We start from the raw sequence: 25,897 nt of genomic DNA, 5'->3' as shown, positions 1-25,897 counted from the left end.
GCAATTTAACGGATCGCAAATTCCGCAAGAAAAGGCCGGCAGGAATGTCCCCTCGCCGGCCTGCCTCACCCGCCCGTGGTTCGGTTTCTCACGTCAGAACGATCTCATCTGAAAGAAACCGGCCGTCATCACTACCGATTGCCGCCCAGCGCCGAGGCAAGGCGCACAAGCGAGAGGAACTCGGACCTGTACCCAAACGGGTCGGCCCCCCGGGCGGCAGTGGCGATCTCCATGATCCTGTCATAGCCGAACTTCGCCGTCGCATCCTCGTCGCGCAGTTTCTGGCCGAAGGCCGCGACCGCGACGGAGAAACGCTGGTCGGTGGTGGCCTGGTCGAAAGACGCAACCTCGTTGGCCGACGTCACCGGCGTGGTGATCAGCTTCGAGAGGTCCTCGTTGGGCAGCTTATAGCGTATCTTGACGAAGGCGTATTCGTCCGCATTGGCGACGCCACCATTGTTCACCGCGGCCTGGCCATAGCGAAGCGGTTCGATCTGTTCGCCGCCGCTGCCCTTGGGCGTGATCTCGTAGATCGCGGTGACCGAATGGCCCGAACCGATCTCGCCGGCATCGACGCGGTCATTGTTGAAATCCTCGCGGTTCAAGGCGCGGGTCTCATAGCCGATCAGCCTGTACTCCGAGACCTTCTGCGGATTGAACTCGACCTGGATCTTCACGTCCTTGGCGATGGGGAACAGCGTCGAGGAGGCATCCTCGACCAGCACCTTTTCCGCCTCGGCCAGCGTGTCGATATAGGCGGCGGTGCCGTTGCCGTTCTGCGCGATGGTCTGCATCATCTGGTCGTTCAGATTGCCGCGGCCGAAACCGAACACCGACAGGAAGACGCCGCTCTTGCGCTCTTGTTCGATAAGGCGCTTGAGATCGTCGTCGTCGCTCTGGCCGACATTGAAGTCGCCGTCGGTGGCGAGCATCACGCGGTTGATGCCGTCCTTGATGAAGGACTGCTCGGCCAACTTGTAGGCCTCCTTGATGCCGGCCTCGCCGGCCGTCGAGCCACCCGGCTGCAAATTGTCGATGGCGTTGAGGATCTTGTCCTTCTCGGCAACCTTTGTCGGCATCAGCACCGTGCCGGCATCGCCGGCATAGGTGACGATCGAGATGGTGTCGTCGGCCTTCAGCTTGCTGACCAGCAGCCGGAATGCCGCCTTGAGCAGCGGCAATTTATCCGGTTCGTCCATCGAGCCCGAGACGTCGATCAGGAACACCAGATTGGCCTTGGGCTGCTCGGCCGGCTTGACGTCGAAACCCTTGATGGCGACATGCATCAGCTTGCTGTGCGCGTTCCACGGCGTCGGCATGACGCTGACGGTCGAATTGAACGGCGTCGACGCCGCATCCGGCCCCTTCCAGTCATAGGGGAAGTAGTTGATCATCTCCTCGACCCGCACCGTGTCGGCCTGCGGCAGGAAGCCCTCCTTCAGCGAACGGCGCACGAAGGAATAGGAGGCGGTGTCGACGTCGATCGAAAAGGTCGAGACCGGGTCCTCGAGTGCCGAATGTACCGGATTGGTCTTAAAATCCTGGACGCGGTCGCGATTTTCCTCCGGTGGTGCGATCTGGTCCGCCGGCGCCACGGCCGGCTGCTGCGGTGCTATCATTTTGGACATGCGTGCGGCTCGCGACGTGCTAGGCGCGGCAGTGCTATCCAGGGCGAACGCGCCCGTTGGCGCAGGTGGCGCAGGTTCCGCCGGCGCAACCTGTTCCTGCGCATTCTGCGGCGCCAGGCCTCCAGCAACGGCCGATTCGGATTTGCTCGGCGCCGCCAAGGCCTCCGTTTCGTCGCGGCTTTCCGCGTCGGTCTTCTTGTCTTTCTCAGGCGCGCTCGTTGCGAGCGGTTTGTCGATCGCCTGATCGCCCGTGGCCTGTTTAGCCAGCGGCTTCACCGTGGCGGGCTTGTCGGCCAGCGTCTCGGTGATCTTTTCGCCGCCGCCGAAAGTGGACGGCTGTTCCCTCAGCATATGGAAAGTGGCGTATCCGGCGATCGGCAGCGCGACGAGCCCGGCAATAGCCGGCGTGGCAATGAGTTTCTTTTGCATGATTTCGCTCCAGAGCTTTCGTGCTCGCTCTGTGAGACGAAGGCCGCCGGCCGATCCTTGGCTGACGGCGGAAATATTTTCCTCATCATAGGCGCGCAAGGCGGCCTCGAAGGCGCGCGCCTTCGCGCTCTCGCCGGGAGCCGGGATCACTATGTCGCGCAGCCTCTTGAGTTCGTTCTCGTCGACCATGGTCACACTTCCCTGGCTGAACGCATGAGCGTCTTCAGCCGTTTCTTCGCTTCATGGATGTGCCAGGAAACCGTCGTCTCCGAGATCGCCATCGCCTCGGCGGCGGCGGCGTGGCTCAAGCCCTCGCCATAGACCAGCAGCACGGCGTCGCGCTGCTTGTCGGGCAGTTGCCGCACCGCGACCCACATCGCCTCGGCAGGATCCTCGTTCTCGGCAGGATCCTCGCCCGAAATCAGCGCATGGACGCCATAGGCTTCGGTCTTGACCGTCTCGCGGGCGCTCTTGCGCATCATGTCGCGCGCGGCGTTCAGCGTCATGGCATAGAGCCACGTGGTGAAGGCGCTGCCGCCGCGATAGTCGCGGATCGCCTTGCCGAGCCGGACGCAGACTTCCTGGGCGATGTCTTCGGCATCCGCCTTCCGACCGCACCAGCGGTAGGCGGCGCGATAGACGAAGTCATAGTGCCTTTCGAGCAACGCGCCGAAAGCTCCCCTGTCTCCGCCCTTCGCCCGCCCGATCAGTTCGGCGTCGGAGGCTTCGCTCTCATCCAGCATCATCGCCATCATTTGCCTGTTGGACGAAGGCTAATGGCCAATCCTTGGGGTGAGGGAAAGATTTTTTTACTGGTACCTCTTCCTTCTCCCCGTTCTACGGGAGAAGGTGCCCGAAGGGCGGATGAGGGGCGGCGCCGACCTCTCGAAGATTGGCTTTACCCGAGCGTCTCGGAAAACAGGGTGATCAACCGGTTCCAATGCCGCTCGGCGCCATCTTCGTTGTAGACGCTGTGGTCCGGCACGCACCAGCCATGCGCCATGCCGACATAATTCTCCAGCACGTAATCGACTTCCGCCGCCCTGAACGCCTCGGCCAGCCGCGCTGATTGTTCGGGCGGAAAACTCCTGTCGACGCCGGCCATGCCGACATGGACGCGTGCCTTGACCGACCCCGCCTTGCGGTGCGGACTGTCGGCCGCGTCGGTGGCGAGATTGCCGCCATGGAAACTGGCCGCCGCCCTGATGCGATCCGGATAGGAGGCGGCTGCGTTCAGCGCCCGCGCGCCGCCCATGCAATAGCCGACAACGCCGATCGGCCCGGTGACGCCTTCGGCAGCGAGTGCGTCGAGGAAGGCGCCGCTGTCGGCAATCGTCATCTCCTGCGTCGTGCCGCTGATCAGCGCCATTAGCGGCACCTTGGTTCTCTCCTCGACGAAGGCGGTCTTGGCATCGAAAGGACCGTAGGGCGCGTTGCGATAGAAGAGATCGGGCACCAGAACCGCGTAGCCCTCCTCCGCCAGCCGCTCGGCCATGCCGTCGAGCGCGGGGCGCGGGCCGAAGGCATCCATATAGAGGATGATGCCGGCCTTGGGCGGGGAAGCGTTGGCCGGGCGGAACAGCCCCGCCCTCGCCATACCGTCCCTGGTCTTGATCTGAAGGTCCTGTTTCGGCATCGCCAGCTCCGTTCGGTTGCTGGGCGATACATATCCGGGCACGCCGACAGGGCAAGCTGTTGCCTGATTTTGGCAGTCAACATTTCGTGCGGCAGCGCGACGAGCTTACCGGCCCGCGAACGCTGCCATGTGGAAGGCCTGCACCTCTGAGGGGTAGCGATAGGCTGTGCCATAGGGACAGGCGTTGCGGTCAAGGCAGCCGCCGTCACAACAGGGCCCGCCACTCGGCCCGCGCACATGCGCCAGGCAGGCCTGGTAGGCGAAGCCTTGGATGGAATAGGCATCGACCGGACAGGATTTCAGGCACGGTTTGTCGACACAGGTGTCGCAAAGATGGACCGCCTCGCGAGCCTCCGGGAGCGCGATCTCGTCCTCGAACAGCAGCGCGCCGCGATAGGCATGCCAAAGCCCATATCGCGGATGCATGAGGATCCCGAGCGGTGACGGCTTCAGGCCCTCGGCCCGCATCGCCCATCGCTGGAACGGCAGATAGGGCTTGTCGGACGGCGACACGGCGCGTGCGCCGAATTCTTCCGCGACCGCGCCTATGACCTGCCGGGACCAGGTGTCGAGCGGATTGGCGATTGCTCGCGGCTGCTTTTCACGCCAGCGCAGAAAATGCGGCCAGGGTGCTGCCCCCGCCTGTCCCACCAGCAGCGCCGACCTGGTTGGTGCACCGGAGCGGCCACAAGGCGCCGCCTCGCCGTCCCCAAAGGTGAAGCCGCCACGCAGGATGAGGCCGTCGGCGCCAAGCGCGGCCGCAATCTCCTCCATCCTGCCGCGCGAAGGAATCATCCCTTCTTGACCGGATCGGAGAAGGCGCTCCGCCAGACTTCCTTGTGGATGATGTTGGCGACTTTAGCCCCGCCTGACTCGGGCTCCTTTCACGTGAAGGCGTCGGGCATCGACCCCTTCTTCTTGGCGATGAAGTCCTTCAGCGCTTCGTCGATCGCCGGATCGAGATGCGGCGCCTCATAAGATTCCAGCCAGCGGCGGGCGAGTTCGTTGGCGCGCTGCGGCGCGGTCTTCTCGCCTTCGGCCAGCCACTGCTCGTAGGAATTGTTGTCGGCGATGTTGGAGCGATAGAAGGCAGTCTGGAAATTCGCCTGCGTGTGGTCGCAGCCGAGATAGTGGCTGCCCGGCCCGACTTGGCGGATGGCGTCCATCGCCTGGCCGTTTTCCGACAGGTCGACGCCTTCGGAGAATTTTTGCGTCATGCCGAGCTGGTCGATGTCCATCATGAATTTTTCGTAGCAGGACGCCAGCCCGCCCTCGAGCCAGCCGGCCGAATGGAGGACGAAATTGGTGCCGGCCAGAATGGTCGAGTTCAGCGTGTTGGCGCTTTCATAAGCTGCCTGCGCGTCGGGGATTTTCGAGGCGCAGAGCGAACCGCCGGTGCGGAACGGCAGGCCGAGGCGCCGTGCGAGCTGTGCGGCGCCGTAGGATACCAGCGACGGCTCCGGCGTGCCGAAGGTCGGCGCGCCCGACTGCATCGAGATCGACGAGGCGAACGTGCCGAACAGCACCGGCGCGCCCGGCCGGATCAGCTGCGTGAACGAAGCGCCGGCAAGCACCTCGGCAAGCACCTGGGTCAGCGTGCCGGCCACCGTCACCGGGCTCATCGCGCCGGCGAGGATGAACGGCGTGACGATGCAGGCCTGGTTGTGGCGCGCATAGACCTTCAGCGCGCCAAGCATGGTCTCGTCGAAGACCATCGGCGAGTTGGCGTTGATCAGGCTGGTCAGGACCGTGTTGTTTTCGACGAAGTCGTCGCCGAACACCAGCTTGGCCATGGCGACCGTGTCTTCAGCACGTTCCGGTGCGGTGACCGAGCCCATGAACGGCTTGTCGGAATATTTGATGTGCGCGTAGATCATGTCGAGATGGCGCTTGTTGACCGGTACGTCGACCGGCTCGCACACGGTGCCGCCCGAATGGTGGATCGAAGGCGCCATGTAGGCGAGCTTCACGAAATTCTGGAAATCCTCGATCGTCGCGTAACGGCGGACGCCGTCGAGGTCGCGCACGAAGGGCGGTCCGTAGACCGGGGCGAAGACGGTAGCATTGCCGCCGATCTGCACCGAGCGTTCGGAATTGCGGGCATGCTGGGTGTAGATGGAGGGCGCGGTCTTCAAGAGCGAACGGCAGAGCCCCTTCGGGAAATGCACGCGCTCGCCCTTGACGTCGGCGCCCGCCTCTTTCCACAGCTGCAACGCCTCCGCATCGTCGCGGAAGATGATGCCGATTTCTTCGAGCACCGTGTCGGTGTTCTTCTCGATCAGCGCCAGGCCTTCCTCGTCGAGCACTTCATAGACGTTGATCTTGCGCTTGATGTAGGTGAGCTGGGTGCCGGGACCGCCGCCCGACCGCGCTGCCCGCCTTGCCGCCGCTCCGCCGCTGGCGCCGCGTCCACGTCGCGCGTTTGACGCTTCCTGGTCCACTGCCGCGTGTTCGCTCATGATCGTTCTTCCCTGAATTTGGACCGGCTTGACTAGCGCCCGGCCCGGAACCGTTGTGGCCGCCTACCGCGGCTTCCGGCGGATCGTAGCCATGCACCCTATTCGAAACGGCCCGTCCGCGCCAACGCCTGTCGCAAAATCGACAAGAAAACCGATAGATTTTTCAGTCGCTTTCCTTTTGCGGGAAGTCGCAAATCAGCTATGGATACCCGCCCCTTGCGGGTTAGGTATTGGCGCGTTGATTTTAAGCTGCCATGGTCGTTCCCGGCAGCAAGGAGCCTGAGAAACAATGTCCGACGACGAGATTATCCTCTCCGAGCTTTCCGACGACGAGTTGGTGCAGCAGATGCACGACGATCTCTACGACGGTCTGAAGGAAGAGATCGAGGAAGGCACGCGCATCCTGCTCGAGCGCGGCTGGGCACCCTACAAGGTGCTCACGGAAGCGCTGGTCGAAGGCATGCGCATCGTCGGCGAGGATTTTCGCGACGGCATCCTGTTCGTTCCCGAAGTGTTGCTGTCGGCCAATGCGATGAAGGCCGGCATGTTCATCCTGCGCCCGCTGCTCGCCGCCACCGGCGCGCCCAAGCAGGGCAAGATGGTGATCGGCACCGTCAAGGGCGACATCCACGACATCGGCAAGAACCTCGTCGGCATGATGATGGAAGGCGCCGGCTTCGACGTCATCGATCTTGGCATCAACAATGCGGTCGAGAAATATCTCGATGCCATCGAGCAGCACCAGCCGGACATTATCGGCATGTCGGCGCTGCTGACCACGACCATGCCCTACATGAAGGTCGTCATCGACACGATGAAGGAAAAGGGCATCCGCGACGACTACGTGGTCCTGGTCGGAGGCGCGCCGCTGAACGAGGAATTCGGCAAGGCGGTCGGCGCCGACGCCTATTGCCGCGACGCCGCTGTGGCGGTCGAGACGGCCAAGGACTACATGAAGCGTAAACACAATGTGCGCGCTTCCGCCTGATACAAGGCAAGGCGGACGCTCAACAAACGAAGCCGCGCCTTGCAGCGCGGCTTTTTTGTTCCCAGATGTTGGGAGCGGCGGTCAGGGTTTCTTGACGGTATCGTCAACGGCTTTCGCGGTAGACTTGATATCCCTGCCGACGCCGCGGACGGTGTTGGCACAGGCCGAAAGGGCCAAGGCACAAGCCAGGATTGCGATTGGCGCAATGCGTAACAGTTTCATCGACGGTTTATCCCTCTCTCGGTAGATCGCCCCACAGCAACGAAAGCCGGCTCGGCTGGTTTCATGAAGATGCCCAGACCCAAGCAGAATCAAGCGGACAAGCTGCTCATCATCGCCTGCGGGATGATTGCGCGCGAGGTGTTGGCCGTCAAGGAACAGCTCGGGCTCCATCACCTCGAATTGACATGCCTCCCGGCCGAGTTTCATTTCTATCCGGACCGCATCGCGCCGGCGATGGACAAGGCCATCGAAAAGGCCAAGGCGGAAGGCTACAGCAACATCTTCGTCGGTTACGCCGATTGCGGCACCGGCGGCCTGCTCGATCGGGTCTGCGAGAAGCATGGCGTCGAACGCATGGCCGGTCCGCATTGCTTCGCCTTCTACCAGGGCATGGATGCCTATGCGAAGGTCGCCGACGACGACATGATGTCCTTCTACATGACCGATTTCCTCTGCCGCCAATTCGATGCCTTCTTCATGAAGCCGCTCGGTCTCGACAGGCATCCGGAGCTGATCAAGGACTATTTCGGCAATTACGAGAAGCTGATCTACCTGGCCCAGACCGACGATCCGGAGCTCGACAAGGTCGCGGAAAAGGCCGCGAAACTGCTTGGCCTCGTCTATGAGCGGCGCGCGACAGGCTATGGCGATCTGACGGCTGGGCTGGCCAAGGCCGCGGCTGACGTCTGACGCTGGCCGGGCTGCGGCCCTCTTGCGCGGCGATTGGCGATTATCGCCCTTTCCGAAGGCGAAGACAGGACGGATCGCCGCCTTCTACTGGAGAATGGCCTTGATCTGTTCCCAGGCCAATTGCCTTAATTTGGATCGCGGCGTGGTTTCGTTGTTAAGCACGGATGACAGCCTGCCGCGAATGGGTAAATTGCGCGCAAGCCATGCAAAGGCGCCGTCCAGCGGTCGGCTGCCGGACACCGACGAGGAATGCCGATGACCCTTCGCCCGATGCTTGCCGTTGCCGGCCTTCTCTGCTGCACCTTGCCCGCGCTTGCCGACGGCGAGGTGCAGAAGCTGATCACCGCCGCCGACAAGGCGCGGCTGGACAAATATGGCGAGACGCGCAAGGCGGCTCTTGCCGAGGCGAAGGCGGGCAATCCTGGCGAGGTCAGGCAACTCGACGCCTTGCTTGCCAAGCCGCTGGTTGCCTTCTCCGACAAGGACCTCACCGGCAAGTGGCAATGCCGCACCATCAAGGTGGGCGGGCTGAGCCCGCTCGTTATCTATGGCTGGTTCAAATGCAGGGTGACCGACGACGGCTCCGGCTGGCGGCTGGAAAAGCTCACCGGCTCGCAGCGCACCAAGGGCCGCTTCTTCGACGACGGCGAAAAGCGTGCGATCTATCTCGGCTCCGGTTCCGTCAACAACGATCAGGCAAAACCCTATGGCAGCGGCCCCCGGACCGACCAGGTCGGCTACGCCTTCCGCAATAGCGCCGGGGAATGGCGCATCGAGTTCCCCGCTCCCTATTACGAATCGAAGCTCGACATCATGGAGTTCAAGCGCTGAGCGGAGCCTTCCTGACGGCTCCGGCATACCAAGGATTAACCCGCCTCGTCTAATCTCCGGCCGTGGCAGTTGGTCCCGGGGGTGGCAAGATCAATGGCAGTACCGGAAACCAATCCGAGACCGATCGTGGTTGTCACCGGAGGCGGCCAGCACGTATGGGCAATGGTCAACGCCATTGCCGATCGTGTCGGCCCAGTCATCGTGATCCTGGAAGTCCCTGAATCCAAAAAGCGATTGCTGCTTGGCCGTGCCCGTCGCCAGGGCTGGCTGCAGGCCATCGGCCAGTTCGGCACGATGGTGCTGAGCAGGCTGGGCAAGCGGCTCTACGCCAGCCATGCCGCCCGGTTGATTGCGCAGGAGAAGCTCGATACCGAGCCGCGGCCGGGCCAGGAGATCATCCATGTTGCCTCGGCCAATGGGCCGGAGTGTCTCGCGGCGATCCAGAGAATCCAGCCAGGCGTCGTCCTGCTTAACGGCTGCCGACTCCTGTCGAAGGACATGTTGGCCAGGATGCCTTGCCCGGTGCTCAACTATCACGCAGGCATCACGCCGAAATATCGCGGCATGAACGGCGGCTACTGGGCTTTGGCATCAGGCGATTCCGCGAATTTCGGCACCACGGTGCATCTGGTCGATGCCGGCGTGGACACGGGCGGCGTGCTGAAACAGGCATACGGCCAGCCGAAACCAGGCGACACGATCTCAAGCTATGCGCTGCGCCAAACGGCGTTTTCGCGCGACATCTGCGTCGAGGCGGTCAGCGATGCTCTGGCCGGAAAACTCGTGACGTTCGATCCAAGCCTGCCATCTAAACAGTGGTACCACCCGACGATCTGGTTCTATCTCTGGACCGGGCTCAGAACCGGCATCTGGTAGCGCTGGCGATACGGGCGATCGTATGCTATTGTCATACAAAATATGGAGCCCTATCGATGTCCAGCATGGCGCCTGTCAGCGTTCGCGTCACCTCGGACGAGCGTGACATTCTCGAGGCCGCCGCCAAGCAGGCTCATACAAATCTGAGCGACTTCATTCGGCGCAAGGCTGTTGAGGCCGCCGAGATGGAGGTTTTGGGCGGTCGTGTCGTCGTTATTCCCGTCGTCGATTGGGAACAATTCGAGGCCTGGGCGAAATCGACACCAAAGACCGAGCCCAGACTGCAAAGGCTTGCTGCGTCCAGGCCAGTATGGCGGGACTGACGCCACCCCGTCCGCTCGCCGGGGATGACGACTGGGACGCTTTCGATTGCGGTCGCGAGTCGTTGAACAACTGGCTTCGCCGTCATGCATGGCGCAACCAGCAGGATGGATTGTCGCGGACGAGCCTCATCTGTGATTCCGAAACCGGTGGGATAGCGGCTTACGTTGCGCTGAGCGCTGGCCATATCGAACGCGCATACCTGCCCAAATCGGCACAGCGTAATCGGCCTGATCCCATTCCGGTAATCCTGCTCGGCCAGTTGGCCGTCGATCGCAAATATCAGGGACGCGGCGGCGGGCGCTCCCTTCTCCTGTTTGCGCTCAGGACGGCGGTGCGGTTTTCCAGCAATATCGGCTGCTTCGGCGTTATCACACACCCGCTGGACGAAGGCGTAAGAGACTTCTATCGCGACTTCGCTTTTCAGGATCTTCCATTCGATCCCAAACGGAGCATGATCGTCCGCATTGCCGATCTGAGGCACAATGGCTTCGATGGCAGCATCGATCATTCCTGCTGATTTCTACCTCAGGCCGACATTGAAGATTGCCTTTCATTTTACGACATCCAAATGCGTCGCTTTTGAATGCGCGCGCGTCGTCCCATAACAAGCGGCCCAATTGCGCATGCGGCAATGCTCGCAGATCGAGGAGTGAGAATTCATGGCCGATCTGATCGTCGTCTACTGGCGCGACATCCCTGCCCAGGTCATCGTCAGGAAAGGCCGCCAGAACGCCAAGCGCGAACTGCCGTTGCGCTTCACCGAGGCGATCGACATGTGCGCCATGCGCACCGGCGCCGGCGGCACCGACGACTATCTGGCCGAATGGCGCAAGGCCGATCCGGTTCCGGTCGGCGACGACCTCGAAGCCGAGGTCGAGAAGGCATTCCAGGACATCGACGCGAAATATGACCGCGAGCGGCTGATCGCTCTGGTGAAGGCGGGCGGCAAAGAAAATGTCTGAAACCATTCCCGCCAAGGAGAGCCCGGCTCTCCAGCCGATCACCCAGGCGACCCTGGTCAAGAAGGCGGCACCGAAATCCGACTACAAGCCGGCCGACGTGTCGCCACAGCGCCGCGTGCAGCGCTCCTTCGCGGTGAGATTGTGGTCGGTCCGGCACTCGCGCCTGCTCGAATGGTTCTATGCCCGCTTCGCCGACATGTTCCTTCTGCTGCATCCCTTGTGGAAAGGTATCGGTTACAGCCGTGTCGAGGCCCCGGTGAAGTTTGTCGAAAAGCGCGTCAAGGGCTTCATGTTCGACTGCCGCATGTGCGGCCAGTGCATCCTGTCCTCGACCGGCATGTCGTGCCCGATGAACTGCCCAAAACAGCTGCGCAACGGCCCCTGTGGCGGCGTGCGCGCCAACGGCAATTGCGAGGTGGAGCCCGACATGCCTTGCGTCTGGGTCAAGGCCTGGGAGGGGGCGCGCAACATGGAGCACGGCGACAGGATTCTCGCCGTGCAGAAGCCGGTCGACCAGTCGCTGCGCGAAACGTCCGCCTGGCTGCGCGTCACCGCGCAGGCGGCAGCGGCCCGTGAAGCCGCGGCCGATGGGACGACCGGAGCGGCCGCATGATCGCCCGCCAGCGTGACGAGAACCCGGCCGGCATCCATCTGCCGCTCGACCCCTTGCCCGGCCACACCTCGCGCGGCCGGCTCGAACGCGTCCTGCGACGCGGTGAATTCGCGGTTACCACCGAGCTCAACCCGCCCGACAGCGCCGATCCCGAAGACGTCTACAACAGGGCGAAGATCTTCGACGGCTGGGTCGATGCCATCAACGCCGTCGATGCGTCGGGCGCCAATTGCCATATGTCGTCGGTCGGCATCTGCGCGCTCCTGACCCGTATGGGCTACGCACCGATCATGCAGATCGCCTGCCGGGACAAGAACCGCATTGCCATCCAGGGCGACGTGCTGGGCGGGGCTGCCATGGGCGTCGCCAACATGCTGTGCCTGACCGGCGACGGCGTGCAGGCCGGCGACCAGCCCGGCGCCAAGCCGGTGTTCGACCTCGATTCCATGTCGCTGCTCGAAACCATCCGCATCATGCGGGACAACGGCAAGTTCCTGTCCGGCCGCAAGCTTACCACGCCGCCGCAGTTGTTCCTCGGCGCGGCCGTCAATCCGTTCGCACCGCCCTTCGACTTCCGCCCGATCCATCTCGGCAAGAAGATCGCCGCCGGCGCTCAGTTCGTCCAAACGCAGTATTGTTTCGACGTACCGATGTTCAAGACCTTCATGCAAAAGGCACGCGATCTCGGCCACACGGAGAAAGTGTTCGTCCTGTGCGGTGTCGGACCGCTCGCCTCGGCCAAGACCGCCAAATGGATCCGCTCCAACGTGCCGGGAATCCATATTCCCGATATCGTCATCAAGCGGCTGGAAGGCGCCCAGGACCAGAAGAAGGAAGGCAAGCAGCTCTGCATCGACATCATCAACGAGGTGAAGGAAATCCCAGGCGTTTCAGGCGTCCATGTGATGGCCTACCGCCAGGAGGAGTATGTCGCCGAGATCGTCGATGAATCGGGCGTGCTGAAGGGCCGCCAGCCGTGGAAGCGCGAAATCCGCCGCGACGACCAGATGGTCGCCGACCGGCTCGACCATATCCTGCACGACGATGTTACCGAAACCCAGGTGGACATGGTGAAGACCGCGCATTGACTTGCGCGGAGAACCACCATTCGCTTGATCGACAAGAGATAACGATATAAAGAACTCTTTATATCACGACGGAGAGATTTCATGACCCGGACCATCGTTGCCTCGGCGACACGAGAAATCATCATCGGCTTCGACCAGCCCTTCTGCGTGATTGGCGAGCGCATCAACCCGACCGGCCGCAAGAAGCTCGCCGCCGAGATGATCGCCGGCAATTTCGAAACCGTCATCAAGGACGCGCTGGAACAGGCCGCTTGCGGCGCCACCATGCTCGACGTCAATGCCGGCGTCACCGCCGTCGACCCCAACGCGACCGAGCCGGCATTGCTGGTACAGACGCTGGAGATCGTCCAGGGCCTGGTCGACCTGCCGCTGTCGATCGACTCCTCGGTCACCGCCGCGATCGAGGCGGCGCTCAAGGTCGCCAAGGGCCGTCCGCTGGTCAACTCCGTCACCGGCGAGGAGGAAAAACTCGAAGCCATCCTGCCGCTGATCAAGAAATACAACGTGCCGGTCGTCGCCATCTCCAATGACGAGACCGGCATTTCGATGGATCCGGATGTGCGCTTCGCCGTCGCCAAGAAGATCGTGCAGCGCTGCGCCGATTTCGGCATTCCGGCGCATGACGTCGTCGTCGACCCGCTGGTCATGCCGATCGGCGCGCTCGGCGATGCCGGCCGCCAGGTGTTCGCCCTGCTGCGGCGCCTGCGCGAGGAACTGAAGGTCAACACCACCTGCGGCCTGTCCAACATCTCCTTCGGCCTGCCGCACCGCCACGGCATCAACGCCGCCTTCATCCCGATGGTGATCGGCGCCGGCATGACATCGGCCATCATGAACCCGGTGCGTCCGCAGGAAATGGAAGCCGTGCGCGGCGCCAACGTTCTGAACGGCACCGACGAGAATTGCACCAACTGGATTCGCACCTATAAGGATTACAAGCCGGCCGAAGGCGGCCAAGCGGTCGCCGCTCCGACGGCGGTCAATGCACCAGGCGAAGGCGGCGGCAATGGCGGTCGCCGTCGTGGCGGTCGTGAAGCCCGCATGGCAAGGGGATAAGCGCGCAATCGTGAATTCGCATACCAACATCACCGATCCGCTCGTGCTGTTCATGCCGTCGGGCAAACGCGGGCGGTTTCCGGTCGGCACCCCGGTGCTCGATGCCGCGCGCCAGCTCGGCGTCTATGTCGAGAGCGTGTGCGGCGGGCGCGCCACTTGCGGGCGCTGCCAGATCGAGGTGCAGGAAGGCAATTTCGCCAAGCACAAGATCGTCTCCTCCAACGACCACATCTCGCCCAAGGGGCCCAAGGAAGAGCGCTATGAGCGCGTGCGCGGCCTGCCGGAACGGCGCCGCCTCTCCTGCTCGGCGCAGATCCTCGGCGACCTTGTCATCGACGTGCCGCAGGACACGGTCATCAACGCACAGACCATCCGCAAGGATGCCGACACCAGGGTGATCGCGCGCGATACGGCAATCCGCATGTGCTATGTCGAAATCGAAGAACCCGACATGCACAATCCTTCAGGCGATCTCGACCGGCTCAAGATCGCGCTGATGAAGGACTGGAACTTCAAGAACCTCGAATTCGATTTCTATTTGCTGCCGCAGGTGCAGGGCATCTTGCGCAAGGGCAACTGGACCGCGACCGCCGCCATCCACAAGGATGCCGACAGCGATATCGCGCGCGTCATCGCTTTGTGGCCCGGCCTCAAGAACGAGGCCTATGGGCTGGCCTGCGATATCGGCTCGACCACCATCGCCATGCATCTGGTGTCGCTGCTGTCGGGCCGCGTCGCCGCTTCGTCAGGCACGTCGAACCCGCAGATCCGCTTCGGCGAGGATCTGATGAGCCGCGTCTCCTATGTGATGATGAACCCGGATGGCCGCGAAGGCATGACGGTCGCGGTGCGCGAGGCGATCTCGGGCCTCGTCGACAAGGTCTGCGCGGAAGGCAGTGTCCAGCGCAACGACATCCTGGATTCCGTCTTCGTCGGCAATCCGATCATGCACCATCTGTTCCTCGGCATCGATCCGACCGAGCTCGGCGGCGCGCCCTTCGCGCTCGCCGTCTCGGGCGCGGTGCGCATCAAGGCCTCGGATATCGGTCTCAAGCTCAACCCGGGCGCACGTCTCTACATGCTGCCCTGCATCGCCGGCCATGTCGGCGCCGACGCCGCGGCGGTGACGCTGTCGGAGGGCCCGCATCGTCAGGACGAGATGATGCTGATCGTCGACGTCGGCACCAACGCCGAGATCGTGCTCGGCAATCGTGCCCGGGTCGTGGCTGCTTCCTCGCCCACCGGTCCGGCCTTCGAAGGCGCCGAAATCTCCGGCGGCCAGCGCGCCGCGCCCGGCGCCATCGAGCGCGTGCGCATCGATCCCGACACGCTCGAGCCGAAATACCGCGTCATCGGCTCTGAACTGTGGTCCGACGAGCCGGGCTTCCTCGACAGCGTGCAGGCGACCGGCGTCACCGGCATTTGCGGCTCCGGCATCATCGAGATCGTCGCGGAGATGTATCTGGCCGGCATCATTTCCGAAGACGGCGTCGTCGACGGATCGCTCAGCATGCGCTCGCCGCGTATCGTCGCCAACGGCCGCACCTTCTCCTACGTGCTGAAGGAAGGCGAGCCGAAGATCACCATCACCCAGACCGACGTGCGCGCCATCCAACTCGCCAAGGCAGCACTTTATGCCGGCACCAAGCTGTTGATGGAAAAGCAGAACACCGAGCATGTCGACCGCATCCACTTCGCCGGCGCCTTCGGCTCCTTCATCGATCCGAAATACGCCATGGTGCTGGGCCTGATCCCCGATTGCGACCTCGACAAGGTCTCGGCCGTCGGCAACGCCGCCGGCGCGGGCGCGCGCATGGCGCTGCTCAATCGCGGCTATCGTCGCGAGATCGAGGAGACGGTGGGCCAGATCGAGAAGATCGAGACCGCACTGGAGCCCAAATTCCAGGAGCACTTCGTCTATGCGATGGCGTTGCCGAACAAGGTCGATCCGTTCCCGAAACTGTCGGCGGCGGTGAAGCTGCCGCCGCGCAAGACGGTGAGCGAAGACGGCATCGCCGGCGACGCCACCCCGCGCCGGCGCTCGCGCGAAGGCCACGCCGCGCGACGTGGCCGGGAATAAAATTAGGGCACAATGCAACGCCGAGGCGCCTTGGCCGCTTGTCAGTCGTTTGCCTCATTCGATGGCAAGCGCAAGCTGGGCCGCTGAGCCAGCAACGGCATGCTTTTGACGCGCGACCGGTTGAGAAAGCCCGTCAGCGGCTTTTCAATCGACAGGTAAAGCATCGCGGAAAGCGCGATGCTGATCAAGGCAATCGGCGCCGGCTGCCAATTTGGCGGAACCCCAAGCCGCAGCATGATGCCAGTTACCACGACAACCACCAGCACATGCCACAAGTAGATCGAATACGAGGCACTACCAAAAAATGTAAGCAGGGCCACGGGGTTGAACGGTCTGGCACGCTCGGCAAAAACCGCTCCGGCAACGATCAGGGTCGCCGGAATACCCCAACGCAGAACACGAGGCAGCTCGGGGTCAAGCATCTGGATCGTCATCAACAGGAGAAATCCGCCAACAACCAGCGCCAGCGCCGGCACAAGCCGGAGCCGAATATCCTCCATCCACAGCCGCCCGATAACAATGCCGGCCGCGAACTCGAGCATGAGGGGAGAGGTAAAGCGGTAGCCTTTGAGCAGCAAGTTCGATGCGACCATCACCGTCAGCACGCCGATCAGCGCGGCAAAACGCTGCTTCTCGCCTAAAAAGAGCGCCAAGGCGAAAATGACGTAAAACATCATTTCATAGCACAGCGTCCAGCCCTGGATCACCACGGGATGAAGTACCCCATCCTGCACGATCGGAAGAAACACCAGCGAGCCGAAAAAATTTTCCGGGCTCAGCACATGTCCGTAGAGAAATTGCGGCTTGAGGAAAATTGCCAGCGCGGTCAGCACCGTGACGATCCAATAGAGCGGCACGATGCGAACAATCCGACGCCATATGAAACGCCGTGGATTGGCAGGGCGATCGGCCGTGGTCACCCACATGATGAAACCGCTGATGACAAAAAACAGGTCGACGCCAGCAGCACCGACCGCGAACGGACCGCCGAACTGTTCGTTGATGTGAAAGCAAACTACCGCGGAAGCGGCGAGTCCTCGAAGGTATTGGATACTGTGAATGTCATTCACGCCATACTCCTTACCCGCACCCCCGATGCTGCAATGCACAATAGCAGACATCCGCCATCTGCTGTCAACGGGCAAGCTAGGTAGGATCGCGGCACGCCCTCTTGGACGCGGCCAAGAAGCGATCGCTCGGGGGTGTCAATCGCCCTGCAATTTCATTTGTATGCAAATGTTTCCGGAATGACTGATCCGGAAACCAAATCACCGTTTTCGCGAAATCCGACCGATACATGGCAGGCGCATTTACCCGGCATCGAACGGCGGCCGAAGATAATCCTCGGCCGCCGCCGTTCTTCAAGGGAGATGAAAATGTCGATGTTCGAAAATCTCGGCCGCTACGGTGCGACCATCAGGCAGGCCCATGCCAGGAACAAGGCCGTCCGCGCCCTGAACAGCCTGCCGGCGCATGTCCAGAAAGACATCGGCTGGCCGGCCTCGCCGCCCAGCGACCCGCAGGCGGCGCTTTCCGCCCTGCTTTTGGGCTTTACGCGCTGATGACCTTCGCCGAAAAGTGCAAACTGCTCGGCACGCGCCGGAGCCCGCGAGGGGCTCCGGCCGTCACCAGCAACCGCCTGCGCGCAGCCCTTCTGCCGCAGCGCTGATCCCTCCCGCGAGAAATGCGGCGCCCATCACAGCGACGTGTGCACACAGCGTAAATCTTGACATCTTCGACCAGGGCACGATCTTCAAATATGAAGGGGACTTCTCTTAGTCGGCTGCCGCCGAAGTTCGTGTATCCGCATGCCAAGTTTGAAAAGCCACGTCGTATCCTTCGTGCTCAGGCACAGTCGCAAGAAGGCGTTTTCCAGCCCGGAAAACCTGCAGCGCTGGATCGCTGCGGCGCGCCGGACAGAGGACCATCACCCTCCGGTGTCAGTGCAGCAGCGCTTCAACATCGAGACGCGCACCGTCGACGGCTTTCCCGTCTACGAGATCGCCCCCAGGGCCGGCGAGCGCAAGCGGGTTCTCTATCTGCACGGCGGCGCCTATGTCTTTGAAATCACGCCCTATCATTGGCACCTGATCGCCGACATGGCCGACCGGCTGGGCTATGCCTTTACTGTGCCCATCTATCCCATCGCGCCCGAGCATGACTTCCACGCCATGTTCGGCATGGTCGGCGACGTCTATCGCCGGATGCTCGGCGAGACGGAGGCGGAAGACATAATCTTCATGGGCGATTCCGCCGGCGGCAACATGGCCGTGGTGCTCACCATGATGGCTGCCGAAGAAGGCCTGCCCTTGCCGTCGCGCCATGTGCTGATCTCACCCGGCCTCGACGTCTCGCTTGCAAACCCCGAGGTGTTCGAGGCGGAGCGGAACGATCCCTGGCTGGGCATCGCGGGCGGACGGGAGGCCATCCGGCTCTACAGTGCCGGAATAGACCCGACTGACTGGCATATCAGCCCCGTCTATGGCGATCTCTCGGTACTACCCAGGACATTGCTCCTGGCGGGCTCTCGCGATCTTCTCACGCCCGACAATCTGATCTTCGCACAAAAAGCACGGGCCGCTGGCGTCGAGGTAGAGCTCGTGCACGAGGAAGGCATGTTCCACGTCTGGCCGCTGATCGATATGCCGGAATCGCGCCGCGCGCGCGAACGGATCGTGGCGTTTCTGACCGAGAACCCCTCACCCCCTGTTGAAGGCGCCGGAGCAGGCTTCGAAGCGCCGTCCACCGAGGCTTCGGGGCAGGGCCTCCAGTCAGAGTACCCCGGTTGATCAGAACTTGCCGGTTTCCCGGAAGACTTCGAACGTCGCCCGGATGTGGTCGGCCACCGCCTTGACCGGCGCGCTGGCGTCCGGCGCTACCACCATGGCGAGGTTGTAGGTGCCGATATCGGGCATGCCGTCCTTGGGGCAGAGCTCGACCATGTCGTTGCCGAGGAAAGACTTCGGCAGCGGCGCCACGGCGAGATCTGACATGATGGCGGCGCGCTGGCCGGCCGTATGCGCGCTCATATAGGCGATGCGGTAGTTGCGGCCCTCGCGGCTCAGCGCTTCGAGCGCCCCTGCCCGCCAGGCGCAGCCCTCTTCCCACAGCGACACCGGCAAGGGTTCGCGCAGATGCGCGCAGCCGCCCTTGGCGCCGGCCCAGACGATCGGCTCCGTCAACAGCACCTCGGCGCCGAGCGCGCTGGTCTTGTAGGAATTGGTGAGCAGCGTGATGTCGAGCGCCCGGTCATCCATGCGCCGGCGCAGATTGCTGCTCTGGTCGATGGTGACGTCGACGGCGATCGATGGATGCGACTGCGCAAAACGCTTCAGCACATGCGGCAGCACGCGCTCGCCATAATCGTCCGGCGAACCCAGCCGCACCACGCCGACAATGTCGGGAATGATGAACTTGGACACCGCCTCGCGATTGATCGACAGCAGACGACGGGCATAGCCCAGCAGCATTTCCCCGTCGGTGGTCAGCGTCACCGAGCGCGCATCGCGCGCGAACACCGAGCGGCCCAGAATATCTTCCAGCTTCTTGATCTGCATGGAGACCGCCGAGGGCGTACGGAAGACGGCATTGGCCGCGGTGGTGAAGCTGCCGGTTTCGGCGATCGCCACGAAAGTGCGCAGCACGTCGAGGTCCAGCAGCGGCAGCGGATGATTGAGTGGGGCGTTCATGACGATCGACCTTCAATTTTTCTGATGCAAACTATCATTCCATTTCGTTTGATTGAACATCAGTTCGGGCGCATAGTCAACTCCATCGAAGCAGGATGCTGCCAAGGCAGCCACGAAACGATCACGACACAGACCTGCCTTCGACATGCAATGAAGCTGATACAGACCTGACGTAAGGCATTGCCGGGCACTTCCGCCCCGACACGAGGAGATCGAAATGTCTATCCTGTCATCCATCGGTCGGCTTGCGACCGAATTCAGCGCGGCCCGCGCCCGCTACCAGACCGAACGCGCCATCCGCTCCCTGCCGATCGAGCTGCAGAAGGATATTGGCTGGCCTGAAGCGGCCGACACGAAGGCCGGCATACGCGCCGGCGTCGGATCCTGGGCTGGAGCAAAGTAAACCGTGTGTATCATGCATTGAAGGCCTGCCGCGCAAACCGCCGGGCAGGTCTTCTTGTTTTACCGACCTGTTTTGCCGTTTTATTTGCGTTCACATGAATTTCGGAGCCATGCTGCCGCTGCATGGCGCATATGAACAAGCCGCATAGCGGCTGGGTTTTGAGCTAACGCTTTGTAAGCTAACGAAAAATCCGGGAGTGCCTACAAAGGCTCCCGCCTTGCGTGTCGCTTTTCATATGAAGTGCTTCGCTTTTGCGATTTAGTTTTTACTTACACAAGCCTATATCCACGCCAGCAAACGAGCTGCCCCACTCCATCAAGCGAAGGCGACCCGTCTGAGCAACCGATTGGAGATGAACATGAAGCTTTTTGCCCGCCTTTTCCCTCGCCGCGAAATGAACCTGACCACGGCCCTCGAGCGCCAGCGCCTTGCCAACACCATGCCCGGCCAGACCGGCGCCATGGCTGCCGCACGCCTCGGTTTCGTCGCCTGAACCGATCCCGCACGCAGCGCTCCCTCGCGCTGCCTGAATAGATGACGCCGCCCGGTTCCGCCGAGGCGGCGTTTGTTTGCACACCGCTGACGGCGCTTCCATCATGGACGGCGCCGCGGCTGCGCGGCATCGCAACACGATTGCCCATTTGCGACCCATGTCGCAAATTAAATCTTGCTAAAGCTCCTTAGCCGATTGACAAGGATGGTTTTTCCTGTTGTCGCTATGCTATTCGCGACATTCTGTTCGCGCCATGGCTGCGTGAGGTTCCCGTGAACGCCGTTAAGCATCCGATCAAGCGATCGTTTGTATTTTTTCTCATTCCCGACTTCACCATGATCGCCTTTGCGACGGCGCTCGACCCGCTGCGCTCGGCCAATCGCATGCTCGGCTACGAGGCCTATCGATGGCGCCTCGCCAGCATCGACGGCAAGCCGGTGCGCGCTTCGAACGGTGTCGAATGCGCGGTCAACACCTCGCTGGAGGAGGAGCGCAGGAAGATGGGAGGGCCGGATCGCCCCAACATGGCCATCGTCTGCAGCGGCACCAATGTCGAGCGCTACCAGAACAAGTCCGCCTTTGCCTGGCTGCGCGAGGAATACAATCGCGGCGTCTCCGTTGGCGGCCTGTGCACCGGCGCGCATGTTCTGGCCGCTGCCGGCCTATTGTCCAACAAGCGCTGCGCCATCCATTGGGAGAACCTGCCGGGCTTCTCCGAGGCATTCCCGAAGGCCAATGTCTTTGCCGACCTGTTCGAGATCGACCAGAACATCTACACCTGCGCCGGCGGCACCGCCGCGCTCGACATGATGCTGAAGCTAATCGGCGACGATTTCGACGAGAATCTCGTCAACCGCGTCTGCGAACAGGTGCTGACCGACCGTGTGCGCAGCCCCACCGACCGCCAGCGCCTGCCGCTGCGCGCCCGGCTCGGCGTACAGAACTCGAAAGTGCTGACCATCATCGAACTGATGGAAGGCAATCTGTCGGAGCCGCTGTCGCTGATCGAGATCGCCGACCATGTCGACCTGTCGCGCCGGCAGATCGAGCGGCTGTTCCGCACCGAGATGGGACGCTCGCCGGCCCGTTACTACCTCGAAATCCGCCTCGACCGTGCAAGGCATCTCTTGATCCAGTCCTCGATGCCGGTGGTCGAGGTGGCGGTCGCCTGCGGCTTCGTCTCGGCCTCGCATTTCTCGAAATGCTACCGCGAGCTCTACGCCCGCTCGCCGCAGCAGGAGCGCGTCGACCGCAAGCAGCTGCTGGCGGCATAGAGGCGCGCCTCAGAGCACCTCTGTCGATCGCATCGCCTCGACGCGGATGTCCTCGGTCAGCCGCGCCTTCAACACGGAGAATTCCGGACTGGTCTTCAGCGTGTAGTGGCGCGGGTGCGGCAGGTCGATGGCGACGTCCGACTTGATCCGGCCGGGCCTGGCCGTCATCACCACCACGCGCGATGCCATGAAGATCGCCTCCTCGATGTCGTGGGTGACGAACAGAACCGTCTTCTTGCGCCGTTCCCAGATGCCGAGCAGCAACTCCTGCATCAGCCCGCGCGTCTGGTTGTCGAGCGCGCCGAACGGCTCGTCCAGCAAAAGGATCGCGGGGTCATTGGCCAGCGCCCTGGCGATCGCCGTGCGCTGCTGCATGCCGCCGGAAAGTTGCTTCGGCCAGTGGTTCTCGAAGCCCTTCAGCCCGACGAGGTCGATATAGGAGGCGACGATTTCGCCCCTCTCCCGCTCGGCCATGCCGCGTTCGCGCAGGCCGAAGGCGATGTTTTCGGCGACCGTCAGCCATGGGAACAGCGTATAGGACTGGAAGACCATGCCGCGATCCGGCCCCGGCCGGATCACCGCTTTGCCGTCGAGCAGCACGCGCCCTTCGCTCGGCGCCTCCAGCCCGGCGACGATGCGCAAGAGCGTCGACTTCCCGCATCCCGAAGGTCCCAGGATGGTGATGAAATCATTGGCCGCGACCGCCAGGTCGACAGGCATCAGCGCCTGGACCGGTGAGCCGCCGCGCACGCCGGCGAACGTGCGCGAGACGCCCTCGATGAGAAGCTTGCTCATGCCAGGCTCCATGGGAAGAGCCAACGATTAAGCGCCTTGAAGGCAAGGTCGGACAACAGGCCGATCAGTCCGATGACGATGATGCCGAAGATGATCTGCCCCGTTGCCAGCCGCGACTGGCTGTTGATGATCATGTAGCCGATGCCCGACGACGAGCCGATCAGTTCGGCGACGATGACATAGGTCCAAGCCCAGCCGAGCACCAGCCGCAGCGTCTCGGCGATCTCGGGCGCATTGGCAGGCATGATCACACGCTTGACGATGCCGTTGTCCGTGGACCCGAGCGTGTAGGCCGCCTCGACGAGATCGCGACGCGTGGAGCCGACCTTTACCGCGATGATCAGGATGATCTGGAACACGGAGCCGACGAAGATGACCAGCAGCTTCTCCAGTTCGCCTATGCCGGCCCAAAGGATGAGCAGCGGAATGAAGGCCGAGGCCGGCAGGTAGCGGGCGAAGGAGACGAACGGCTCCAGGAAGGCCTCGACAGGTTTCCACGCGCCCATCGCTATGCCCAGCGGCACGGCGACGGCCGATGCCAGCACGAAGCCGCCGAAGACGCGCCAGATGGTGATCAGTATGTCGAGCCAGAACCGGTCCTCGACCAGCAGCCGCCAGCCATCCCGCAGCATCGACAGCGGATCGGCGAGAAAGATGCGGTTGACGTGGCCGCCAAGCGTGATCCACGCCCAGAAAACGACGAACAGCACGAAGAAGGAAATGCCGAGCACGGTTCGCGTGCCCGGCGAGATCGGATGCAGGGGGCGCGGCATTTACAACGGTCCTTGTGGAAGCGAAACGGCGGCGCGGGGCGCCGCCGCAAGACAGCGGCCGCTCAGTTCGCCACGGCGCTGGTATCGGCCAGCGTGGAGACGTCAGGCGCTTCCTTGATCAGCCCCATCTGCAGCAGAAGCTCGCCGGCGGTCTTGGAGAAATCCTGGAACTCCTTGGTGAAGAACTGCTTGTTCTCCGCCCGGTCGGCCCATTTCAGGTACTTCGCCGAATCCTCGAACTCCTTGGCCGACTGTTTCACGTCCGCGCCCATGATGCCGTAGGATTTCTGCGGGTCCTTCTTGATCAGGTCGAGCGCGTCGAAATAGCTGTCGGCAAGCGCCTTAGCGGCGTCCGGATTGGCTTTGAGGAATTCGGGCGTGCAGCCGACCGTGTCGAGCACCATCGGGTAGTCGAGCGTGGTCGCCAATATGTGGCCCTGGTCGGCCTTGTCGCGCACGGCCGAGATGAACGGCTCATAGGTGACGGCCGCGTCGTTCTGGCCGGCAAGGAAGGCCTGCGCCGCCGCGTCCGGCTCGAGATTGACGACCGTGACATCCTTTGTCGACATGCCGTTCTTGTTCAGCACCCAGGCCAGCAGGAAATAGGGCGAGGTGCCCGGCGCCGAGGACGCGACAGTCTTGCCCTTGAGGTCGGCGACGGTCTTGATGTCGTTGCGCACCACGATGCCGTCGGCGCCGTAGGATTTGTCGAGCTGGAAGATCTGCTTGGTGGTCACGCCGCTGGCGTTCCACACCTGCCACGTCTCGACCGTGGTGGCGGCGCATTGCAGGTCGCCGCTGGCGATGGCGAGCGGGCGGCTGGCCTGCGGCACTTTCTTCAAGGTCACGTCGAGGCCGTGCTTCTCGAAGAGTCCCGCCTGTTTGGCGAGCGTTAGCGGCGCGAAGCCGGTCCAGCCGCTGATCCCGATAGTGACCGATGTGGCGGCCGTCGCCGGCGCGGACAAGCCGGCGGCAAGCGCCAGCGTAAGGATAATGGTCCTGTTCATGTCAGTTCCCCTTTGTTTTCTCTGGGGGAATGTTCACGGACGCCGCCCGGCTGTCAATGAACAGGGCCGTGTTTGCCCACATCGTCGGCGACGAAGGTTCGCCTTGCCGCCACAAAACGGCAAGGCCGAGGACCTTGTCGTCAATACTGGTCGCAGTAGCACTCCGCGGACGAGATTCGGTCGTTCCAGTCGCTACCGCCGAAATCGCGGACCCTGCGCCTGATCTCGATCGATCGGCCTCCCCTGCGCGAATCCTCATAGGCAACGAGAGTGCAGCCTCGGCGAACGATCACCGACGACACGCGGTCGTTCCAGAACTCGCGGCCGCGAAAATTGACCGAATCGTCGGCCCCGAGCGCGATCGACCGTCCGCGAAAATTGCCATTTTCGAACATGATGCAGGCGGCCTGATCGTCGTATTGGGCGCTGGCGCCGTCGGCGTAAAGCATGGACGCGACCGCAGTCAGGATAGCTAGACGTCTCATCTGGTGTTTCCTCGGTTTGACCGCGTCACCCCGCCCGCCGGATGGCGCGGCAAGATCAGTTTGCCACTGCTTCTGCCGGACTGGCAAGCCTGGAACAGTTCGGCATTTCACGGAAACGCCGAACCGCTTTAACTATTTTTTTCAATCAATTCCAAAGGGAAAGCGTTACGCGCGTACCGGCAAAGCGCTATGCGCTTTTTCTGGAATTTCTCAGCGGCTATCGAGCATCCAATTGCGGTTGCGCCACATCTTTTCGCCGACCAGGCAATCGCTGGTTTGTTCGGCCTGCGCCAGCACCACCGGCGGACGATTGGCCTGGTCAACCGACCGCGGCGAGGCCGGGCCGGCGAGCTCAAGCACAAGCTTGCGGCGGATAGCTTCGGGAAACTGCGTCCAGTCGTTGACCGGAACCATGAAGGCTCCGGGACCGCCGATGACGCAGTCGCTGTAATAGCGGTCGAGATCGTTGACATCGTAGGCGCTGGTGAAACCGCCGCGGGTCATCAGCGGCAAGCCGTTTATGACGATGCCTTGCTTGACCACCTCGTCGCGGATGATATCGACCGGCGCGCCCTGGTTGTTGGGGCCGTCGCCGGAAATATCGATGACCCGCTTCGTCCCTTGAAAGCCACTTTCTGCGAAAAGGTCCGCGCCGAATTCCAGCGCGCCGGAGATAGACGTGCGCCGCGCGCTGTTGGGAGGCTGGGCGGACAGCCGCGCCACCACCTGCTCGGCGTCGGCGCGAGTGGAGATCACCGTCCACGGCACGATGACGTGCTGCGAGTTGGTGCCAGCCCATTCGACATAAGTAACGGCGATCCTGCCATAAGCGCCGGCGGCGATGGCTTGCAGCACATGATCGTGCGTCAATGCAGCCGCGTAGCCGCGACGCTGGATCTCGAGCTCGTCCGCCGACATGGACAGCGAGACGTCGACCGCCAGCACCAGTTCGACGTCGACGGGTTCGTCCGCGAGCGACACCGGGGCCAGCCACAGCATCAGCGCCAGGGCGGCGGCGCCTGAAAGCAGATGTCTTGCGCGAGCAAAAGCAGACATGCCGCAGGGTAAGCCAGAATCGCCAGCCGAAAAAGAGAAA

At 62.7% G+C, this 25,897-nt stretch carries 28 protein-coding genes; 16 read left to right on the top strand and 12 right to left on the bottom strand.

Annotation, left to right across the window (positions count from 1 at the left end; genetic code table 11):
- Nucleotides 1-131: 131 nt before the first annotated feature.
- The 5 genes from LB547_RS01495 to LB547_RS01475 form a co-directional block, all read right to left on the bottom strand.
- The gene (locus tag LB547_RS01495; protein ID WP_140760717.1) at nt 132-2,246 is read right to left on the bottom strand and encodes a vWA domain-containing protein; all 2,115 of its coding nucleotides are present in this window, start codon (nt 2,244-2,246) and stop codon (nt 132-134) included.
- Between the two features lie 2 nt (nt 2,247-2,248).
- On the bottom strand, nt 2,249-2,809 hold the full coding sequence (locus LB547_RS01490; RefSeq protein ID WP_140760720.1) for an RNA polymerase sigma factor: 561 nt from the start codon (nt 2,807-2,809) through the stop codon (nt 2,249-2,251).
- Between the two features lie 146 nt (nt 2,810-2,955).
- On the bottom strand, nt 2,956-3,693 hold the full coding sequence (locus LB547_RS01485; RefSeq protein ID WP_140760728.1) for a dienelactone hydrolase family protein: 738 nt from the start codon (nt 3,691-3,693) through the stop codon (nt 2,956-2,958).
- A 105-nt stretch (nt 3,694-3,798) separates the two neighbouring features.
- Nucleotides 3,799-4,488, bottom strand: coding sequence for a 4Fe-4S dicluster domain-containing protein (locus LB547_RS01480; protein WP_140495660.1), 690 nt, complete (start codon nt 4,486-4,488; stop codon nt 3,799-3,801).
- An 89-nt stretch (nt 4,489-4,577) separates the two neighbouring features.
- Nucleotides 4,578-6,152: a trimethylamine methyltransferase family protein gene (locus LB547_RS01475; protein WP_140559618.1), complete on the bottom strand. Its 1,575-nt coding sequence runs from the start codon at nt 6,150-6,152 to the stop codon at nt 4,578-4,580.
- Between the two features lie 289 nt (nt 6,153-6,441).
- Here LB547_RS01475 and LB547_RS01470 point away from each other — a divergent pair, with 289 nt between their 5' ends.
- From LB547_RS01470 to LB547_RS01420, 11 genes are all read left to right on the top strand, one after another.
- Nucleotides 6,442-7,140, top strand: a complete 699-nt coding sequence (locus LB547_RS01470) for a corrinoid protein (protein WP_140495658.1) — start codon at nt 6,442-6,444, stop codon at nt 7,138-7,140.
- Nucleotides 7,141-7,425: 285 nt separating this feature from the next.
- Nucleotides 7,426-8,052, top strand: a complete 627-nt coding sequence (locus LB547_RS01465; protein ID WP_140555044.1) for a DUF1638 domain-containing protein — start codon at nt 7,426-7,428, stop codon at nt 8,050-8,052.
- Between the two features lie 255 nt (nt 8,053-8,307).
- Nucleotides 8,308-8,883, top strand: a complete 576-nt coding sequence (locus LB547_RS01460; RefSeq protein ID WP_140664535.1) for a DUF4893 domain-containing protein — start codon at nt 8,308-8,310, stop codon at nt 8,881-8,883.
- A 93-nt stretch (nt 8,884-8,976) separates the two neighbouring features.
- Nucleotides 8,977-9,759 (top strand): formyl transferase, encoded by a 783-nt coding sequence (locus tag LB547_RS01455; RefSeq protein ID WP_140631091.1) that lies wholly within the window; start codon nt 8,977-8,979, stop codon nt 9,757-9,759.
- A gap of 56 nt (nt 9,760-9,815) precedes the next feature.
- Complete coding sequence (locus tag LB547_RS01450; RefSeq protein ID WP_140521108.1) at nt 9,816-10,082, top strand: DUF1778 domain-containing protein; 267 nt, start codon at nt 9,816-9,818, stop codon at nt 10,080-10,082.
- Nucleotides 10,070-10,600 carry a GNAT family N-acetyltransferase gene (locus tag LB547_RS01445; protein WP_140760736.1) on the top strand — a complete coding sequence of 177 codons (531 nt, stop codon included), beginning with the start codon at nt 10,070-10,072 and terminating at the stop codon, nt 10,598-10,600. Before LB547_RS01450 ends, LB547_RS01445 begins: the two co-directional genes overlap by 13 nt.
- A gap of 142 nt (nt 10,601-10,742) precedes the next feature.
- The gene (locus LB547_RS01440; RefSeq protein WP_140495651.1) at nt 10,743-11,045 is read left to right on the top strand and encodes a virulence factor; all 303 of its coding nucleotides are present in this window, start codon (nt 10,743-10,745) and stop codon (nt 11,043-11,045) included.
- The gene (locus LB547_RS01435) at nt 11,038-11,658 is read left to right on the top strand and encodes a methylenetetrahydrofolate reductase C-terminal domain-containing protein (RefSeq protein ID WP_140670275.1); all 621 of its coding nucleotides are present in this window, start codon (nt 11,038-11,040) and stop codon (nt 11,656-11,658) included. Before LB547_RS01440 ends, LB547_RS01435 begins: the two co-directional genes overlap by 8 nt.
- Entirely contained in the window at nt 11,655-12,746 is a 1,092-nt protein-coding gene (locus LB547_RS01430; RefSeq protein ID WP_140760739.1) for a methylenetetrahydrofolate reductase, read from the top strand. Before LB547_RS01435 ends, LB547_RS01430 begins: the two co-directional genes overlap by 4 nt.
- 81 nt (nt 12,747-12,827) lie before the next feature.
- The gene (locus LB547_RS01425) at nt 12,828-13,802 is read left to right on the top strand and encodes a methyltetrahydrofolate cobalamin methyltransferase (RefSeq protein ID WP_140495648.1); all 975 of its coding nucleotides are present in this window, start codon (nt 12,828-12,830) and stop codon (nt 13,800-13,802) included.
- Complete coding sequence (locus LB547_RS01420; protein WP_140559613.1) at nt 13,753-15,882, top strand: ASKHA domain-containing protein; 2,130 nt, start codon at nt 13,753-13,755, stop codon at nt 15,880-15,882. Before LB547_RS01425 ends, LB547_RS01420 begins: the two co-directional genes overlap by 50 nt.
- A gap of 41 nt (nt 15,883-15,923) precedes the next feature.
- Here the strand turns inward: LB547_RS01420 and LB547_RS01415 are convergent, their stop codons facing one another.
- Nucleotides 15,924-16,952, bottom strand: coding sequence for an acyltransferase family protein (locus tag LB547_RS01415; protein WP_224619890.1), 1,029 nt, complete (start codon nt 16,950-16,952; stop codon nt 15,924-15,926).
- 132 nt (nt 16,953-17,084) lie between these two features.
- Here LB547_RS01415 and LB547_RS32470 point away from each other — a divergent pair, with 132 nt between their 5' ends.
- Nucleotides 17,085-17,444, top strand: a complete 360-nt coding sequence (locus LB547_RS32470; protein ID WP_318012538.1) for a hypothetical protein — start codon at nt 17,085-17,087, stop codon at nt 17,442-17,444.
- Between the two features lie 246 nt (nt 17,445-17,690).
- Nucleotides 17,691-18,671 (top strand): alpha/beta hydrolase, encoded by a 981-nt coding sequence (locus LB547_RS01405; RefSeq protein WP_140559611.1) that lies wholly within the window; start codon nt 17,691-17,693, stop codon nt 18,669-18,671.
- On the opposite strand, the gene LB547_RS01400 is transcribed toward LB547_RS01405, so the two are convergent.
- The gene (locus LB547_RS01400) at nt 18,672-19,571 is read right to left on the bottom strand and encodes a LysR substrate-binding domain-containing protein (RefSeq protein WP_140495644.1); all 900 of its coding nucleotides are present in this window, start codon (nt 19,569-19,571) and stop codon (nt 18,672-18,674) included.
- A 217-nt stretch (nt 19,572-19,788) separates the two neighbouring features.
- Here LB547_RS01400 and LB547_RS01395 point away from each other — a divergent pair, with 217 nt between their 5' ends.
- The 3 genes from LB547_RS01395 to LB547_RS01390 all read left to right on the top strand — a co-directional run bounded on the left by LB547_RS01395 (nt 19,789) and on the right by LB547_RS01390 (nt 21,741).
- Complete coding sequence (locus LB547_RS01395) at nt 19,789-19,974, top strand: hypothetical protein (RefSeq protein ID WP_140495643.1); 186 nt, start codon at nt 19,789-19,791, stop codon at nt 19,972-19,974.
- 358 nt (nt 19,975-20,332) lie between these two features.
- Complete coding sequence (locus tag LB547_RS32270; protein WP_127853696.1) at nt 20,333-20,467, top strand: hypothetical protein; 135 nt, start codon at nt 20,333-20,335, stop codon at nt 20,465-20,467.
- Between the two features lie 335 nt (nt 20,468-20,802).
- On the top strand, nt 20,803-21,741 hold the full coding sequence (locus LB547_RS01390) for a GlxA family transcriptional regulator (RefSeq protein WP_263482988.1): 939 nt from the start codon (nt 20,803-20,805) through the stop codon (nt 21,739-21,741).
- Between the two features lie 9 nt (nt 21,742-21,750).
- Here the strand turns inward: LB547_RS01390 and LB547_RS01385 are convergent, their stop codons facing one another.
- The 5 genes from LB547_RS01385 to LB547_RS01365 all read right to left on the bottom strand — a co-directional run bounded on the left by LB547_RS01385 (nt 21,751) and on the right by LB547_RS01365 (nt 25,857).
- Nucleotides 21,751-22,536: an ABC transporter ATP-binding protein gene (locus tag LB547_RS01385; protein ID WP_140675238.1), complete on the bottom strand. Its 786-nt coding sequence runs from the start codon at nt 22,534-22,536 to the stop codon at nt 21,751-21,753.
- Nucleotides 22,533-23,309: an ABC transporter permease gene (locus LB547_RS01380; RefSeq protein ID WP_140495640.1), complete on the bottom strand. Its 777-nt coding sequence runs from the start codon at nt 23,307-23,309 to the stop codon at nt 22,533-22,535. Before LB547_RS01380 ends, LB547_RS01385 begins: the two co-directional genes overlap by 4 nt.
- A 62-nt stretch (nt 23,310-23,371) precedes the next feature.
- On the bottom strand, nt 23,372-24,316 hold the full coding sequence (locus LB547_RS01375) for an ABC transporter substrate-binding protein (protein WP_140555034.1): 945 nt from the start codon (nt 24,314-24,316) through the stop codon (nt 23,372-23,374).
- Nucleotides 24,317-24,456: 140 nt separating this feature from the next.
- Nucleotides 24,457-24,801 (bottom strand): peptidase inhibitor family I36 protein, encoded by a 345-nt coding sequence (locus tag LB547_RS01370; protein WP_140495638.1) that lies wholly within the window; start codon nt 24,799-24,801, stop codon nt 24,457-24,459.
- A 210-nt stretch (nt 24,802-25,011) separates the two neighbouring features.
- The gene (locus LB547_RS01365) at nt 25,012-25,857 is read right to left on the bottom strand and encodes a DUF1194 domain-containing protein (RefSeq protein ID WP_140564158.1); all 846 of its coding nucleotides are present in this window, start codon (nt 25,855-25,857) and stop codon (nt 25,012-25,014) included.
- Nucleotides 25,858-25,897 lie beyond the last annotated feature (40 nt).

This window comes from Mesorhizobium sp. B264B1B (assembly GCF_020165765.1).
Lineage (GTDB): Bacteria > Pseudomonadota > Alphaproteobacteria > Rhizobiales > Rhizobiaceae > Mesorhizobium.
The sequence above is the reverse complement of the archived record's forward strand: the minus strand, read 5'-3'. Positions and strand labels throughout refer to the sequence as shown.